Origin of the sequence: Bacteroides sp. (assembly GCF_019417265.1) — a bacterium.
Lineage (GTDB): Bacteria > Bacteroidota > Bacteroidia > Bacteroidales > Bacteroidaceae > Phocaeicola.
The window spans coordinates 4,060-20,797 of the sequence record NZ_DXVR01000045.1 but is presented as its reverse complement, the minus strand read 5'-3'; the positions used below and the strand labels follow the sequence as shown (position 1 = coordinate 20,797).

Annotated in this window: 15 protein-coding genes; 12 read left to right on the top strand and 3 right to left on the bottom strand. The window is 42.7% G+C overall.

Annotated elements, in window-relative coordinates:
• Positions 1–241 precede the first annotated feature (241 nt).
• The 6 genes from QZ379_RS07215 (at position 242) to QZ379_RS07190 (ending at position 5,146) form a co-directional block, all read left to right on the top strand.
• A complete protein-coding gene (locus QZ379_RS07215; RefSeq protein WP_291562439.1) occupies positions 242–748 on the top strand; it encodes a bifunctional adenosylcobinamide kinase/adenosylcobinamide-phosphate guanylyltransferase in 507 nt (168 codons plus the stop codon).
• A 1-nt stretch (position 749) separates the two neighbouring features.
• Complete coding sequence (gene cobT / locus QZ379_RS07210; protein WP_291562437.1) at positions 750–1,790, top strand: nicotinate-nucleotide--dimethylbenzimidazole phosphoribosyltransferase; 1,041 nt, start codon at positions 750–752, stop codon at positions 1,788–1,790.
• A gap of 9 nt (positions 1,791–1,799) precedes the next feature.
• Complete coding sequence (gene cobS / locus QZ379_RS07205; RefSeq protein ID WP_291562433.1) at positions 1,800–2,540, top strand: adenosylcobinamide-GDP ribazoletransferase; 741 nt, start codon at positions 1,800–1,802, stop codon at positions 2,538–2,540.
• Between the two features lie 10 nt (positions 2,541–2,550).
• The gene (gene cobC / locus QZ379_RS07200; protein WP_291562430.1) at positions 2,551–3,078 is read left to right on the top strand and encodes an alpha-ribazole phosphatase; all 528 of its coding nucleotides are present in this window, start codon (positions 2,551–2,553) and stop codon (positions 3,076–3,078) included.
• A gap of 30 nt (positions 3,079–3,108) precedes the next feature.
• Positions 3,109–4,119, top strand: coding sequence for a threonine-phosphate decarboxylase (locus QZ379_RS07195; protein WP_291562425.1), 1,011 nt, complete (start codon positions 3,109–3,111; stop codon positions 4,117–4,119).
• A gap of 133 nt (positions 4,120–4,252) precedes the next feature.
• Positions 4,253–5,146 carry a serine acetyltransferase gene (locus tag QZ379_RS07190; protein ID WP_291562424.1) on the top strand — a complete coding sequence of 298 codons (894 nt, stop codon included), beginning with the start codon at positions 4,253–4,255 and terminating at the stop codon, positions 5,144–5,146.
• 90 nt (positions 5,147–5,236) lie between these two features.
• Here QZ379_RS07190 and QZ379_RS07185 read toward each other — a convergent pair whose 3' ends face one another.
• Complete coding sequence (locus QZ379_RS07185) at positions 5,237–5,602, bottom strand: sialidase family protein (protein WP_291562422.1); 366 nt, start codon at positions 5,600–5,602, stop codon at positions 5,237–5,239.
• Positions 5,603–5,789: 187 nt separating this feature from the next.
• Here QZ379_RS07185 and QZ379_RS07180 point away from each other — a divergent pair, with 187 nt between their 5' ends.
• The 5 genes from QZ379_RS07180 to QZ379_RS07160 all read left to right on the top strand — a co-directional run bounded on the left by QZ379_RS07180 (position 5,790) and on the right by QZ379_RS07160 (position 12,238).
• Positions 5,790–7,733, top strand: a complete 1,944-nt coding sequence (locus QZ379_RS07180; RefSeq protein ID WP_366933582.1) for a glycoside hydrolase family 97 catalytic domain-containing protein — start codon at positions 5,790–5,792, stop codon at positions 7,731–7,733.
• Positions 7,734–7,921: 188 nt separating this feature from the next.
• Entirely contained in the window at positions 7,922–9,577 is a 1,656-nt protein-coding gene (locus QZ379_RS07175; protein ID WP_291562419.1) for a glycoside hydrolase 43 family protein, read from the top strand.
• 17 nt (positions 9,578–9,594) lie between these two features.
• Positions 9,595–10,812, top strand: a complete 1,218-nt coding sequence (locus QZ379_RS07170; RefSeq protein WP_291562416.1) for a glycoside hydrolase family 88 protein — start codon at positions 9,595–9,597, stop codon at positions 10,810–10,812.
• A gap of 163 nt (positions 10,813–10,975) precedes the next feature.
• Positions 10,976–11,170, top strand: a complete 195-nt coding sequence (locus QZ379_RS07165; protein ID WP_291562413.1) for a hypothetical protein — start codon at positions 10,976–10,978, stop codon at positions 11,168–11,170.
• Positions 11,171–11,185: 15 nt separating this feature from the next.
• Complete coding sequence (locus QZ379_RS07160; protein ID WP_291562410.1) at positions 11,186–12,238, top strand: hypothetical protein; 1,053 nt, start codon at positions 11,186–11,188, stop codon at positions 12,236–12,238.
• 78 nt (positions 12,239–12,316) lie between these two features.
• Here QZ379_RS07160 and QZ379_RS07155 read toward each other — a convergent pair whose 3' ends face one another.
• Entirely contained in the window at positions 12,317–14,434 is a 2,118-nt protein-coding gene (locus QZ379_RS07155) for an HRDC domain-containing protein (RefSeq protein WP_291562407.1), read from the bottom strand.
• Between the two features lie 287 nt (positions 14,435–14,721).
• Positions 14,722–15,603, bottom strand: a complete 882-nt coding sequence (locus QZ379_RS07150; RefSeq protein WP_291562405.1) for a DMT family transporter — start codon at positions 15,601–15,603, stop codon at positions 14,722–14,724.
• A 120-nt stretch (positions 15,604–15,723) separates the two neighbouring features.
• Here QZ379_RS07150 and QZ379_RS07145 point away from each other — a divergent pair.
• On the top strand, positions 15,724–16,738 hold a 1,015-nt coding region (locus QZ379_RS07145), incomplete at its 3' end, for a low specificity L-threonine aldolase (RefSeq protein WP_291562402.1).

Here is a 16,738-nt window from a genome sequence, read left to right as displayed (position 1 = left end):
CAGAAGAATAATGCAGCAGATAACTAACTAAATCGTAACCTATTACTATCATGAGCGATTAACATACGCTCATTTCCAATAAAATACACTCTTTTCGTAACTTCAATTTACAAAATTACTCTTTTTAGTCCACCCAACAATTCATAAGGTAAGTTTTCATCAATTTATGACATAATTAAATGGAGCTTTTGTCTGATTTTATATAACTTTACATGCCGTAAACAAGACAATGTCACGAATTATGAGGAAAATTATACTTGTAACAGGCGGTCAGCGTTCCGGCAAGAGTTCGTATGCCGAAAGGACAGCTCTTTCAATGACGGATAATCCGGTCTATGTGGCAACCGCACATATCTGGGATGACGAGTTCAGAGAAAGAGTAAAAAGACATCAGCTGGGAAGAGGCAGTAACTGGACAAATATAGAGGAAGAAAAATATCTTGGGAATACAGACATCAAGGGCAGGGTGGCAGTAATAGACTGTATCACACTGTGGTGTACGAATTTCTATTTCGAAACACAGGATATAGAAAAGTCGCTCGAGATGGTAAAGGCGGAATTTGACAAGTTCACATCTCAGGATGCAACTTTCATATTCGTAACCAACGAAATAGGGATGGGAGGAACATCCGAGAATAAAGTACAGCGTATGTTTACAGACCTGTTAGGATGGGCAAACCAGTATATAGCATCAAAAGCCGATGAAGTAATATTTATGGTGAGTGGAATACCAATGAAAATTAAATAATATGATAAACTTTAACATCAGACCTACGGCAAACAAGAATCTGGAAGATATGGCCGTAAACAAGATAAACAACCTTACCAAGCCTAAAGGCTCTCTTGGAAGACTTGAGGAGCTGGCTTTGCAGATTTGCATGATTCAGGAAACGACTGAACCGACACTCAGAAACCCACACAACATTCTGTATGCAGCCGACCACGGTATAGTGGAGGAGGGGGTAAGTCTCTCGCCAAAGGAAATCACATGGCAGCAGATAAGCAATTTCCTGCATGGTGGAGCCGGTATAAACTTTCTGTGCAGACAGCATGGCTTCAAGTTGGTTATAGTCGATTCCGGAGTAGATTATAACCTGCCGAAGGATAAAGGTATTATTGACAGAAAAATAAACCGCGGTACAAAGAATTTCCTTTACGGAGATGCAATGACGGAAGAGGAAATGGAGAAATGTCTGGAGTATGGAGCGGAATGTGTCACAGCAGCCTATAACGACGGATGTAATGTGGTAAGTTTCGGCGAAATGGGAATCGGAAATACGTCGGCTTCATCGCTCTGGATGACTTGTCTTACCAATATTCCGCTTAAACAGTGTGTAGGTGCAGGAAGCGGACTCGACAATGCAGGAGTAACCCACAAATACAATGTTCTGAAACAGGCTCTCGACAACTACAAAGGCGAATATACAGTAGAAAATATCATGAAGCGTTTCGGTGGGTACGAGATGGTAATGGCAGTAGGAGGTATGCTCCGTGCTGCTGAACTAAGGATGATAATCATTTTGGACGGTTTCATTATGACCAACTGTATGCTGGCTGCATCAATGATAAATCCTAATGTAAAGGATTACGCAATTTTCGGACATACAGGCGATGAAAGCGGACACAAGCTTATATTGGACTATATGAGTGCAAAACCTTTGCTAAGCCTTTCTCTGAGGTTGGGAGAGGGGTCTGGAGCAATATGCGCATACCCGATAATAGATTCGGCTGTAAGGATGATAAACGAGATGGATACTTTCAGCAACGCATCAATCACCAAGTATTTCTGACACACGGATATGAACAACATACTTGCAGCACTGATGTTCTTTACGCGCCTCCCTTTCTGGAAAGTCAAGACTGTTCCGCAAGAGAGTTTCAAGCACGTGGTAAGCTACTGGAGTTTCAGCGGATGGCTCACAGGCGGAATAATGGCGTTGGTATTCTGGGGTGCATTACACTTTTTCAACGTGGAAACATCCGTTATCCTTGCTCTGATATCAAGAATCCTCGTTACCGGAGCATTGCATGAGGACGGACTTGCCGATTTCTTCGACGGTATGGGCGGAGGAAGGGATAGGGAAGGCATACTCAGAATAATGAAAGATTCGCATATAGGCAGTTATGGCGTACTGGCTTTGATTCTGTACTATCTGACAGCCTATTCCGTTTTGTCATCATTACCTGAAGATATAATACCGTCTGTACTCATCTGTGGTGATACTTTCAGTAAGTTTGTGTGCGGACATATAATCAACCTGCTTCCATATGCACGCGAGGAAACTGAAAGCAAAGCTAAAGTGGTTTACTCGGGAATGAGCATCAAGGAAAAGGTCATATCACTGGCCGGAGGAATTATACCGCTGTATTTCTTTCCTATGCAATACGGATGGGCTCTGATAAGTCCGATAGTGGTATTCCTGTTTCTGATATTATACCTTAAAAAGAAATTAGGCGGATATACGGGCGACTGCTGTGGAGCAGTATTCCTACTCTCCGAACTAGGTTTCCTTATAACAATTGCTGCATTGACTAAATAAAAGAAAACATATGAAACTATATATAGCAAGACATACATCGGTAGATGTTCCTCACGGCACATGCTACGGCCAGACTGACGTTGCACTTCGCGACACTTTCCCGGAAGAAGCGGAAGCTGTAAAACAGAAACTTGAAGGTCTTAGTTTCGACAAGGTTTTTACCAGCCCTCTGTCGCGTTGTACTGAATTAGCGGCTTTTTGCGGATATGAAAATGTAGTCAGGGAGAAAAGAATAATGGAAATAAACTTCGGAGAGTGGGAGATGAAGCCTTTTGAAAGTATAACGGACCCGCGTATCCATGAATGGTTCAATGATTTCATACACGTACGGACTACCGGTGGAGAATCGTTTATGGACCTGTACAACAGGGTAACAGACTTCCTGAATGAACTCAAGCAAGAACCATATGATAATGTACTGCTATTTGCCCATGGTGGAATATTGGTATGCACACAAGTCTATACCGGTATGACGGAAATGAGCAAGGCATTCGAATCAGTCCCGCCATACGGAAGCGTAGTAGAGTTCGATATTTAATGATATTTTCCACTATTAAACCAACACAGAATGATAAACGGACACGGAGACGATTTATATAAATACAACGATATCAGGACGAACTTCAGTTCTAATGTGTACTCACATGTTGACCACAGCAGATTGTTCTCACACCTGACCAAGGCGATGGAGAACATAGTGTCATATCCGGAGCCTCAGCCTTATTCTCTTGAGAAATCCATCGCCGGAGAATACGGCATAGACGATGACATGGTATGCGCTACAAACGGAGCCACAGAGGCTATATACCTGTTGGCACAGGCCTATAGGGAAAGTAATTCGGCCGTACTTGTTCCTACTTTCAGCGAGTATGCCGATGCCTGCGTACTCAATTCTCACCGTCTTTATAAGTTCTATACTTTGGAAAATATACCTGATGAGGCTACAATGGTATGGATTTGCAATCCCAATAATCCTACAGGTGAGGCATATGATAGAGAAAGAATTGAAATGCTTGCAGAGAGATATCCGGGAAGATTGTTCATTATAGACCAGTCGTATGAAGCGTTTACTACGAAAAAGCTTTTCAGACCGTCCGACTCATTGAGATATAATAATATAGTAATCCTGTATTCGCTGACAAAGCATTTTGCAGTGCCTGGACTACGAATAGGGTATATAACTGCACATCCTACAATCATTAAACGCATCAGAGCATTTGTCAAGCCATGGTCGGTAAACTCACTTGCCATATCTGCCGGAATATATCTGATTGAACATAAATCGGATTACGAACTGAATCTCAATGCCCTGCTTGAAGAACGTAAACGTGTATCTGCAGAACTTGAAAAATTAGGAGTTCTTGAACCGTGGACATCAGACACTCATTATATGCTTGTACGATTGCGTTTTGGAAATGCCAAGGCACTGAAAGATTATCTGGCATGCAATCATGGAATACTAATCCGTGATGCATCGAATTTCGACGGACTTGACAACAGCTACTTCCGTATAGCCATACAGACACCTGAGGAGAATGACAAACTGATAAATGCCATCAAAGAATGGATTTACAGTTGATACATTTTGTAGGTAATCATCAGTATGCATAAAGGCAGATAACAAGTGTTTTTATTAAAAAGCATTCATTTTATTGTCAAAATAAGAAAATATGTTTTATTTTTGCCTGTGTTATTATCAAAAATAAAACAATATGACTCTATTCGATTATTCGCACATACTTACAGATACTGTTGATAAACTTTCGGACAACAACTCGTATCGCGGACTCTTTCATCAGCACAAGGATGGTGAACCTTTGCCGTCAGGAAAGGCTCTGGAAGAAATCATCGACCTTTCAAGAGCAATATTGTTTCCGGGATATTTCGGTAAATCGAATATCAACAGCCAGAACATAAACTACCATATAGGAGTGAACCTGGAAAGACTGTTCGAATTGCTGATAGAACAGATTCAGGCCGGTTTGTGTTTCGGTGTTGAAAACAGTGGTATGGAAACAAAAGACGAGCCTTGCCGTGACACAGCAGCCCGTATTGCATCTGAATTTGTAAGCCGCCTGCCGGAGATAAGGAGTGTCCTTGCAACAGATGTGGAGGCTGCATACTATGGCGACCCTGCAGCAACATGTTTTGGCGAAATAATCTGCTGTTACCCGATTATAAGAGCTATCACAAACTACAGAATAGCACACGAGCTATACACTCTGAACGTGCCTCTCATTCCAAGAATAATAACCGAGATGGCGCACTCTGAAACAGGTATAGACATACATCCGGGAGCCACGATAGGGCATCACTTCACAATCGACCACGGAACAGGTGTCGTAATAGGTGCAACATGTATAATAGGCAATAATGTGAAACTCTATCAGGGAGTTACTCTTGGAGCAAAAAGCTTCCCTATGGATGAAAACGGCAATCCTATAAAAGGAATACCAAGACATCCTATTCTTGAGGATGATGTTGTGGTATATTCTAATGCCACAATCTTAGGACGTATCACTATAGGAAAGGGAGCTACCATCGGTGGAAACATCTGGGTTACGGAAAGTGTGCCTGCCGGAGCACGCATAGTACAGAGAAAATGATACAACAATTATATATCCGATAAACAAAATACTCCGATACTTTAAAAATAAATGTGTATCGGAGTATTTTGTTTTTATACAATCAGAAATTTATCTTAAAATCCATTCCAAAGGTAAAGTTATAAAGTTCATCGAATAATGTCCGCTCATGGTTCCATCTTCATAGTATATTCCGATGGAGCCATCTGCACATTTCACTATAATGGAATATGCTCCTGAAAGGCTGTTGAACACATATTTATAAGGCCAGGTCTTACCTTTATCCTTACTGGCATAAATAGTCAGATTCCTTCTGTCGGTATCATTAGGCATTGTGTGCAGATATATATCTTCGGAATATATGAGCATATCGGCATTACAGCTGTTGCCCCATAAATCCTTGCTGGTATAGCCTTTACCCCAATTGAGTCCACCGTCGTGTGATTTGCAAAAGCTTTGCAAAACATTAGAAAACAAAGTAGGACGATTGTTTTTGTGCTTTTATTCATAATGATGCTGTTAATTGATTTATATTCGTAGTTTAGATTTTAGTAATTACAAATATATGATTTTTCCGGAAATCCGGCAAATATCAAAAAAATGCATTTTCCATTGAGTGTCTTACACAACTCGTTCGTACTATTAATAAAAAACATACAATAAAATGATAAAGAAAGGATTACTACTACCATTGATGGCATTTGCCGTTACTGCGGCTTCGTATGCCGAGAAAAGCACACAGTTGGAACTGACTTCTCCGGGTGGCGTGCATAAAGTGAAGTTTTATGGCAAGACATCCGCTTCGGGTGCCAACGTACTATATTATACAGTCGATTTCAAGGATAAGAGCATCCTGAAAGAATCGAAGGCCGGACTTCATGTAGACAACTATGTGTGGGAAATGGCTCTTGGAAAGAGAACTCTGCAGCAGCCGGAGTGCTGGATGGACAATATGGTGATTGACTCTGTTTCATATTCCAGACATAGCGGCGAATGGACACCGGTGTATGGCGAGCGCAGCTTAGTGAAGGACAATTATAATGCCGGAGTGGTATATATGTCGAAGAAAGACAAGTCAAAATACCGTCTGAACGTAGAAGTAAGAGCATACGATGAGGGCGTGGCTTTCCGCTATTTCTTCCCAGAACATCCGGATGCAATATTCCATAAAGTGACAGGCGACCTCACTGAGTATTCTTTTGCCGACGGGACTATGGCATGGAGCGAGCAGTGGGCACAGGGATGGTTTGAGCATCTTGATGTAAACGCCCTTACAAAACCGGTGGAAAGAGCTTTGACTCTTGAATTGCCAAACGGTCTTTGGGCTGCACTGACAGATGCCGATGTAGACGACTGGTGTCTTACCAAGTATCAGGCTTCTGCAGAAAAACGCAGCACACTGAAATCGGTGATGTACAGCCCTGTGGATATAGTTACATACTATGCTACTCCATGGAAGATTGTGATGGCTGCCGAAAAACCGGGACAGCTCCTTGAGCATAACTATATCATAGAAAACCTTAATCCTCCATGCGAGATAAAAGATACTTCATGGATTAAGCCCGGAAAAATTATGCGTTCTGTAGAGATTTCCACAAAAGGGGGACTGTCAACGATAGATTTCTGTGCCGAACACAATATTCCTTATATGCTTTATGACTGGAAGTGGTACGAGCCATGTACCTCACACGATGGTGATGCCACAAAGGTAGTACCTCATGTTGATATGAAAAAGGTAATCGAATATGGAAAAGAAAAGGGTGTAGGCGTATGGCTTTATGTAAACCAGCACGCTCTTCAGAAACAGATGCGCGAACTATTCCCTCTGCTTAAGGAATGGGGTGTAGTAGGAGTGAAGTCCGGTTTCGTACAGTACGCCGGCCATCGCTGGGCTGTATGGTTGCACGATATGGTTCGTCTGGCTGCCGAAAACAATCTGATGATGAATATCCACGACGAATTCCGTCCGTCAGGTTTCAGCCGTACATATCCTAACCTGCTCACTCAGGAAGGTATTCACGGCAACGAGGAGTTCCCGGATGCTACTCACAACACTATTCTGCCTTTCACACGTATGATTAACGGTGCAGCCGATTATACTATATGCTACTACGACCGCCGTCTGAAAAATACTCACGCACACCAGTTGGCTTTGTCGCTGATTATGTATAGTCCGCTCCAGACTATTTTTTGGTATGACAAACCAGCACTTTACGGTGGCGAACAGGAGATAGAGTGGTTTGAAAACCTTAAGACCGTGTTCGACGAATCGAAGGTGCTCGACGGTACTCCTGGAAAGAATATCACAATGGCACGCCGCAGCGGTGAGGAATGGTTTGTGGGTATGATTACCAACAACGACGGCTCTGACGAAGTGCTTGACCTTTCATTCCTTGACAAGGACAAGGCATATTTAGCTTGCATCTACACTGACGGAGGCGAAGCTGTGAAGACAAAAACACACGTGAAATGCTCGTATTTCCTTGTAAATTCTTCGCAGGACATAAAGTTCGGACTCAAGCCTAAAGGTGGTGCTGCCGTAAGACTGTATCCTGTAGATAAGGCTGCACAGAAAGGCTATAAGAAATACAACGGAAAAAAATTATAAAAAAACATGATTTTAGGTTAGGTATAAGAGCTTTCTCATTCGTATTAATATCAGAAAACTGTTAGTAAAGTAAGTCCTTTAATAAATGATTGTAGGATAATTGGTTAATGTATTAGTTTTATTTTTCTTCAGGTAAAAGGATTGTTTTTCATTTCGACGGACTTACACATAAAAAAGATATTATTACGATGAGAAAGTTTATTTTATTTATAGGTTTTATTTCATCAGCCGTGTTGTCGCATGCTCAGTATAAATCTCAAGTCCGGGTGTCCGACCAGGGCGACGGGACTTATGTAAACCCGGTTATTCATGCTGATTATTCAGACCCGGATGCATGTGCTGTAGATGGCAATTTCTATATGACTGCCTCCAGTTTCAACTGCACACCGGGACTTCCGATACTCCATTCTACAGACCTGGTAAACTGGAGAATCATCAACTACGCCATAAAGGATGTCGAACCTGCCGACTATTATGCATCTCCGCGTCACGGCAAAGGGGTATGGGCACCTTCAATACGTCATCACAACGGTGAATTCTATATCTATTGGGGCGACCCTGATTTCGGTATCTTTATGGTAAAAACAAAAGATATTTACGGCGAATGGGAAAAGCCTGTTCTTGTCAAGGCCGGAAAAGGTATGATTGACCCGTGTCCGATTTGGGATGAGGATGGCAAAGTCTATCTTGCACATGCCTGGGCAGGAAGCAGGGCCGGATTCAACAGCATAATCACCGTGTGCGAGATGAACAGCGAAGGAACAGCTATAGTCTCAGCTCCGGTAATGGTGTTCGACGGAAACGACGGTACAAATCACACCATCGAGGGAGCTAAATTCTATAAACGCAATGGGTATTACTACATATTCGCACCTGCAGGAGGAGTTGCCACAGGATGGCAGCTCGTACTGAGGTCCAAAAGTGTTTACGGTCCGTACGAGCCACGTATCGTTATGGCTCAGGGCAAGACAGATATAAACGGTCCGCACCAGGGGGCATGGATAGACACCCCGTCCGGTGAATCATGGTTCCTGCATTTTCAGGACAAGGGGGCCTACGGAAGAGTGCTGCACCTTAACCCGATGGAATGGAAATCCGACTGGCCTGTTATCGGTATTGATAATGACGGCGACGGATGCGGCGACCCTGTGACTGCCTACAGAAAACCTCGTACAGAAGGGAAAAACGTAATTGAAACTCCTGCCGAGAGTGATGAGTTCAACTCACGCCATCTCGGTCTGCAATGGCAGTGGCACGCCAACTATCACGATTTCTTCGGGTTTACTACCGACCTTGGATATATACGTCTTTATGGTTATCAGTTGTCTGAAAATTTCAAGAACTTTTGGGAAGTGCCGAATCTTCTTCTTCAGAAGTTCCCGGCAGAAGAGTTTACTGCTACAACCAAACTGAAAGTATCGGCAAAGGCGGACGGACAGATGTCAGGACTCATAGTAATGGGATGGGATTATGCCTACTTGGGAGTAGAAAAGTCGGGCGAGAAATTCCTGCTTAAATACGTTACTTGTCACGATGCCGAACAGGGTTCTCCGGAGTCAGTCTCTGTAGCAGGAATATTAGACAGCAGCAATTTCTTCGAAGCCGGACTGTATCCTAACTATGAAAGAGAGATTTATCTGAGAGTGCAGGTAGACAAAGGCGGAATCTGTACATTCTCATACAGCACCGACGGACGCCGTTTCCACAAGGCAGGCAGTGCGTTTACAGCACGCCAGGGCAAGTGGATAGGAGCAAAGGTTGGTCTGTTCAGCGTCACTCCTCACGGACAGGAACGCGGATGGATGGATGCTGACTGGTTCAGAATAGAAAAAAACAAGAAATAAAATATTAAGGGAAAAAGATGAAAGTGAACAAGATTATCGCAGGCTTAGGATTGATAATGCTTTCTGCCTGTGCATCCACACCTGCATCACAGATAGATGTGGACAAGACATTGCACTATTGTGATGTGCAGATACACAAAACACTCAACAGCCTCCATCAGGCTGACAGTATGGACTATACAATGATGCCACGCAATATCCTTCAGGGAGAAACCAAATGGAATCTTCGTAAGGCAACAAAGGAGGAATGGACAGCCGGATTCTGGCCGGGAGTGTTGTGGTATGATTACGAAGCAACAGGAAATGACAGTATCAGGGATGAGGCTGACAAGTTTACACGCTCTCTTGAGTTCCTCGCAGAAATACCGGCCTACGACCATGACCTTGGTTTCCTTATATTCTGCAGTTATGGTAACGGTTATCGTCTGACTGGAAACGAAGAATACAAGAAAGTGATTCTTGCAGTGTCCGACACACTTGCCACTCTCTACAAGCCTGCCGTAGGAGCAATCCTTTCATGGCCACGTAACGTAGAAATGTTCGGCGGACATAACACTATCATGGACAATATGATAAACCTCGAGATGCTGTTCTGGGCTGCCAAGAACGGAGGCAACAAGAGTCTGTACGACATAGCAGTGGCACACGCCGACAAGACTATGGAGAATCAGTTCCGCGAAGACTATACATCATATCACGTGGCTGTTTACGATACTATCACAGGTGAATGCATCAACCGCTGCACTCATCAGGGATATGCCGACAACAGTATGTGGGCACGTGGTCAGGCATGGGCTATTTATGGCTACACAGTGGTTTATCGCGAAACCCGCGAGCCTAAGTATCTCGACTTTGCAGAAAAGGTAGCTCAGGTTTACCTCGACCGTCTGCCGGAAGACTATATCCCTTATTGGGATTTCAGCGCACCGGGCATTCCTAATGCTCCACGCGATGCTTCTGCAGCTTGTGTAGCAGCCTCAGCTCTCTTGGAACTGTCAACATTCTATACAGGCGAACAAGCAGATAAATATAAAAATGCTGCAATAAAAATGCTTGTAAGTCTTGATTCTGATGAATACAGGGCAGGCGAAACAAACCATTCACTATTGCTTCACTCTACAGGCCACTGGCCAAACAAGTCGGAGATAGATGCTTCTATCATATATGCTGACTATTATTATATGGAAGCATTGTTGAGATTGAAGAAAATCAACGAAGGCAAGTCTATCTATTAATTAGCAAAACGATAATTACTACAGCATAAGAGATTCAGTTCCGGCGAGGCGACTCGCCGGTTCTTATATACACATGTAATACACTAATTATAAGAAACTTACTCAAAAAGTTGGTCAAACATTAAAAAATATATACTTTTGAAACCCAAATTAAAATCATATTATGAAGACATTAAAAAATAATTTTGACTCAATCCGCGAAAATAAGGAAAATTACCTCTCACCAAGTTGTAAAGTCTATGATTTGGAAATAGAGGGGATGGTTTGCAATACCAGCCCAACAACAGGTACAGGAGTAAATCCTGATAAAGGTGGAGTAGCAGGTTTTCCTCAATCAACAAACTTAGAGTGGAACTGAAAAAATCAGAGTTCTATGAAACATAAAAAATATTTATCTATAATTAGTTTTTCTGCCATATCACTTTTCATGGCATCATGTTCTACTGAGAATATTGATATGACGGACAAAACCCAAACACCTGGCAATACGGAATCAGAAGGGTATTTCATAACATTAACAGCCGAAGCTAATGAAAATAAATCGCGTACGCATTGGGATATAGACACAGATAATAGCTTGAAATTCGTATGGGATAAATCAACAGATGATATGATATCCTTCGTTAAGAGAGATGGTGCGTTGCTCAATTTTAGTGATGACACATATTACTCACTCACTACTGTTGAACCGGATCAGAGTACCATAAATAAAGCATCACTCAAAATAGTCAAAGGCTTGAAAAATCCATATCAGGATAATGATGTAATTTGGTCTGTTTCTCCTGTAAAAAAAGCAAAGACAAACTCTGCTGATGGTTCAGCGTCTGTGGAATTTACTCTTCCTGACGGATATGTACAGACAGACATTACCACCACTAATCATCTTATACCATATGTGTTTATGACCGGTAAAGGAACAGTCAGTAATAATTCCGCAAGTTTGAGTTTCACTCCTCTAACAGCCATTTACAGATTTAAAATCATGAATAATGATACAGAGACGCTGAATGTGACAGAAGTTGGAATAACAGGACCATTCAGAAACAAGGCTGTAATCGGAGTAGATGAAGACCCTACATATAGTGTTTCATCAGAATCCGGTACATACACTATTAAAGTAACTACAGGTGAAACAGGTATAGATATAGCCAATGGTGAAACAACATACCTGTATGCTTTGGTATTCCCTACAGAAACAGCAAATATAAAGGATAATATAACTCTCTATATAAAGGGTAAATATGGTGAAGTTTCAGCTGATTATGATGTAACAGCTGCATGTAATGCCGTTTATGATTTTAATCTGGACTCAAACAAATATTACGACATGCTGGTTCCTGTCTCACGTCAGGGAATTGTATTTAGTGGAGTAGAAATTGATGAGTTTACCCCAGGCGGCTCCTTCGATGTAACAATAGATAAATAAAAACATTCATCAGTTAATTTAAATGGCATTTAAATTATTCATGGATTTAGTTTTCAGATAAATAAATGCGTTTTTCCATTATCTGAACATCTCCACTATCTCCATTATATCATCGCCGTACTTCTCTACAGTCTTTTTGCCTATACACTTTATACGGAGAAGCTCGCGCTCGTTCTTAGGCAGGTGGTTCGACAATCCTATGATGGCCGTCTGCTGGAGCACGGTATATGCCGGAAGTCCAAGCTCTGCAGCCTTCTTTCTTCGCCATTCCACCAATGCACGATAAAGTTCCATATTTCCGATATCACTGCTCTCCTGTGCGATTTTCTTCTCCGGTTTCTCAGTTTTCTCACGCTTCTTGCTTTTCACCTCCTTGTCTTCCTCCATGCTGAGTATGGCACGCTTACGAAGGAAATCCTGCACGTGAAAACCCCGGTCGTGTACATGTTCCATCAGAGCGGATTTTATTCTCACGGCATCTGTCAGCTCGTCAAAGGCTGTTTCTAATCTTTTTCTTATCTCTTTATTGTCGGACGTAATGTCAGTACCGTCCAACAGGTCCTGAAGCGGTTTAAGCATTTCGGCAAAATATTGGGATGCACTGAATATACGGTCCTGCAAGGCAGTGTCTGTATCGCAATCGGCAGTCTGTGACGCGATACGCATATACTGGTTTTCAAATTTTGCACTGACCTCAGTTATCGACTTTTTGAAACGCTCCGCCTCACGTTTGTACATCTCCAACTGCTTGGGATAGGTTCTGTACAGATGTTCATCCACCAGTCGGATATAATGATTCAGAGATATCTCCATTTGCCTGAACCCGAAAAGCTGTTTCAGTAAGTCGGTGAAATATGTTCTCTGCATGGCCGAGCATTGTTCCATAGTGGGCACCGACCTGCGCTGCTCGTCTGTGAAGGAATCTATCACACTGTCGCTTATCACTGCACCGGCAGAGATGGGAGAACTGAGAATCAGTCCTTCGAGTGTACGGCATCGGCTCAGTGCCACGTACGCCTGTCCGTGGGCAAAGGATGACGATACGTCTATTATGGCCTTGTCGAATGTCAATCCCTGGCTTTTGTGAACCGTTATCGCCCATGCCAGTTTCAGAGGATACTGTTTGAATGTTCCCTCCACTTCCTCTACTATCTCCTTTGTTTCTTCATCCAGACGATATTTGGCATTTGTCCATTCTGCCTCCTCAAGACTTACTCTCGTGCCGGTTTCGTTTACCATAACTTCTATCCCTTCGTGCGAGATATTGGTTATACGTCCTATAGTACCGTTGGCATAACGGTGCATACCAGAAATGTCGTTTTTCACAAACATCACCTGCGCACCCTTCTTCAGTTCCAGTTCAAGCTCGGTAGGATATGAATAGTCAGGGAAATCGCCTTCTATAGTTGCCTTGAATCTGTAACTCTGCGAAGGGAGTTCGTCCAATTTCTTCTGATTGATTCTCTGTGCCTGGATATTATGTGTGGTGAGGCGGATATAACCTTCGTCATCGCCCGGATTTATACGAGGGATATATCTGCTGTTCAAGGTATTTATTATCTTGTTTGTACAGCGGTTCTCTCTTATGGCATTCAGAAGCGAGAGGAATCGTGCGTCGCTCTGACGGTAGACCTGCTTCAGTTCTATAGTGCAGAAAGATGTTTCACGCAGGGCATGGCTTGAAAAGAAATAAAGCGAGTCGTAATACTCCGAAAGCATCTGCCACTCATCGCTTTTTGCAACGGGAGGAAGCTGCTGTATGTCGCCTATAAGGAGAAGCTGAACACCACCGAAAGGCTTGCTGTTGCGTCTGAAACGGCGAAGCACATCGTCTATGGCATCCAGCAGATCGGCACGTACCATACTAATCTCGTCTATCACCAGCAGGTCTATGCTCCGCATGATGTTCAGTTTCTCTTTCCCGAAGCGGAAACGGTATTTTGCATCTCCTCCGAAAGCCGTACCCGGTATATATGGCGCAAACGGAAGCTGGAAGAAAGAGTGTATGGTCATTCCTCCGGCATTAATGGCGGCAATACCTGTCGGCGCAAGGATAATCATTCTCTTGGGCGACTTCTCGACCAAGGAACGCAGGAACGTAGTCTTACCTGTTCCGGCTTTCCCTGTTAGGAATATATTGGTACCGGTCTGTGCTATCAGGGTGCTGGCGAGTTCAAGTTCGGGATTTGTATTCATTTGCTGTAAATATTAGTTGATTAACCCGTATATGGCAAATGTAGCTTTTTTCACCGATACTTTTGATTTATAGGCTTAAAAAGTTTAATATACTCTATTGAAAAGATGAAAATGCCTGTTCATATTCTATAAATACAATCCATGTTTTTATAAATACAAGTTATATATATAAAAACACAAGTTATATTTACATATATATAAGTTGTATTTACAGAAATCGTTTAGACGTTTTCATAAATTGGAGCAATAAAAAGTATTAATGTCTGCCGATACCTAAAATTCTGCATTTACCCCTTTCTGGCAGCAATATAAACCCCGAGCATTACCAGAATAACACCTGTTACGGCATAGACGGTCAATGTCTCATCAAGGAATATGGAAGCTGCAACTGTTGTAAACAATGGATTAAGATACAGATAGTTTGATGACATTATAGTGCCTATACGCATCAACACAACATTCCATACGACAAAACAGACAAGTGATGCTAAAATACTGAGAAACATTATGTTGAGAAATACCTCATGACGTAGGAAACCTTCAATAGGGAATGAAGGCGGATGAACGATAAATGTAGGCAGGACGCATAAAGCCCCGTAAAAGAATACCTTCCTTGTAATAAATACTGAGTTATATTTCTTCGAAAGTTTGTTTATTATCAGGCTATAGAATGCCCACGACAATGCAGCGGCAAGTGTCAGCAGGTCTCCAACCGGCGATAACTTCAGAATAACACTGCCGTTGAATATAAGAATAGCTACACCAACCAGTGCCACAAATGAACCTACAGCCCATCCACGCCCCACTTTACTGTCTTTGTTTACCCAAAGAGACATAGCGGTTGTTATCAGCGGAGTTATGCATATGATGAAAGCCACGTTAGTGGTCTGAGTAAACTGCAAAGCCGTATTTTCCGTGATAAAATACAGTGTACCGCCGGTCAGTCCGGCAGCCAGTAGAGTAAGCTCATCCTTCACACTTTCGGAGAATATCCTGCGCGGAGAAATAAACCATATTCCGATATAAGCTATTACAAATCGTATAAAGAAAATCTCATGAGGGGTCAAACCATTGTTTATCAGAACTTTTGTAGATATAAATGTTGTTCCCCATACAGCTACCGTAAGTATCGCCAGAATATGATATTTGGCATTGTATAAACCTGTCATATCGTATTTATAAATTGTTGCCGCAAAATTAGATATTTTTCAACATTAATCACTGATAAATGCTACTATATAAAAGTTATCATGTATATATTTGCACCCGAATTATAAATCCAAACAACAATGCTATACTTTTACACAGACTATATGGAAGGGGCACACCCGGAAGTGATGCGCCGACTGGTGGAAACAAATCTTGAACATACCACAGGATATGGCTCTGACCAATATACACAGAGAGCAAAACAGCTTATCAGAGAGGCTTGCGGACAACCTGAAGCCGCAGTACATTTCCTCGTGGGAGGAACACAGACCAATGCCACAGTTATAGACTCACTGCTAAGACATCACGAAGGGGTACTGGCCGCCGGAAGCGCACATATCAATGTTCACGAATCCGGAGCGATAGAGGCTACAGGACATAAGGTGCTGACTCTGCCTCAATACGAAGGCAAAATCAAGGCTGAGGACATAGAGAAATATATATCCGAATTCTACCGCGACGAGACTTACGAACATATGGTTGCCCCGGGAATGGTTTATATCTCTCATCCTACGGAATACGGAACACTATACAGTCTTGAAGAACTGGAAAGCATCAGCAGCGTATGCCGCAAGGCGGATATTCCGCTGTATATGGACGGGGCAAGACTTGGCTACGGACTGGCGGCAGAGGGAACTGATGTAACTCTGAAAGATATTGCAAGGCTGTGTGATGTGTTCTACATAGGGGGAACAAAGGTAGGTGCCCTCTTTGGCGAGGCCGTAGTGGCTGCAAATCCTAAACGCTTGCCTCATTTCTCCCCTCTGATAAAACAACATGGAGCACTGCTGGCAAAAGGAAGATTGCAGGGTGTTCAGTTCGAAACTCTGTTCACCGACGGACTGTATGAGAAAATAGCCGGACACGCTGTCCGCATGGCAATGAAGCTGAAGCAGGCTTTCAAGGACAAAGGATATAAGATTTATATCGACTCGCCTACAAACCAGCAGTTCGTTTGCCTTCCAAACACAGAGATTGACAGACTTTCTCCACACGTAGGATTCGAACTCTGGGGGCCGCGCGGAGAGAAGGCAACTGTGGTAAGATTCGTCACTAATTGGGCCACTCGCGAAGAAGACGTGGACGCTTTTATAG

Coding starts and splice junctions, on each gene's coding strand:
- QZ379_RS07215 (WP_291562439.1), top strand. CDS start 242: ATGAGGAAAATTATACTTGTAACAGGCGGTCAGCGTTCCGGCAAGAGT.
- cobT (WP_291562437.1), top strand. CDS start 750: ATGATAAACTTTAACATCAGACCTACGGCAAACAAGAATCTGGAAGAT.
- cobS (WP_291562433.1), top strand. CDS start 1,800: ATGAACAACATACTTGCAGCACTGATGTTCTTTACGCGCCTCCCTTTC.
- cobC (WP_291562430.1), top strand. CDS start 2,551: ATGAAACTATATATAGCAAGACATACATCGGTAGATGTTCCTCACGGC.
- QZ379_RS07195 (WP_291562425.1), top strand. CDS start 3,109: ATGATAAACGGACACGGAGACGATTTATATAAATACAACGATATCAGG.
- QZ379_RS07190 (WP_291562424.1), top strand. CDS start 4,253: ATGACTCTATTCGATTATTCGCACATACTTACAGATACTGTTGATAAA.
- QZ379_RS07180 (WP_366933582.1), top strand. CDS start 5,790: ATGATAAAGAAAGGATTACTACTACCATTGATGGCATTTGCCGTTACT.
- QZ379_RS07175 (WP_291562419.1), top strand. CDS start 7,922: ATGAGAAAGTTTATTTTATTTATAGGTTTTATTTCATCAGCCGTGTTG.
- QZ379_RS07170 (WP_291562416.1), top strand. CDS start 9,595: ATGAAAGTGAACAAGATTATCGCAGGCTTAGGATTGATAATGCTTTCT.
- QZ379_RS07165 (WP_291562413.1), top strand. CDS start 10,976: ATGAAGACATTAAAAAATAATTTTGACTCAATCCGCGAAAATAAGGAA.
- QZ379_RS07160 (WP_291562410.1), top strand. CDS start 11,186: ATGAAACATAAAAAATATTTATCTATAATTAGTTTTTCTGCCATATCA.
- QZ379_RS07155 (WP_291562407.1), bottom strand. CDS start 14,434: ATGAATACAAATCCCGAACTTGAACTCGCCAGCACCCTGATAGCACAG.
- QZ379_RS07150 (WP_291562405.1), bottom strand. CDS start 15,603: ATGACAGGTTTATACAATGCCAAATATCATATTCTGGCGATACTTACG.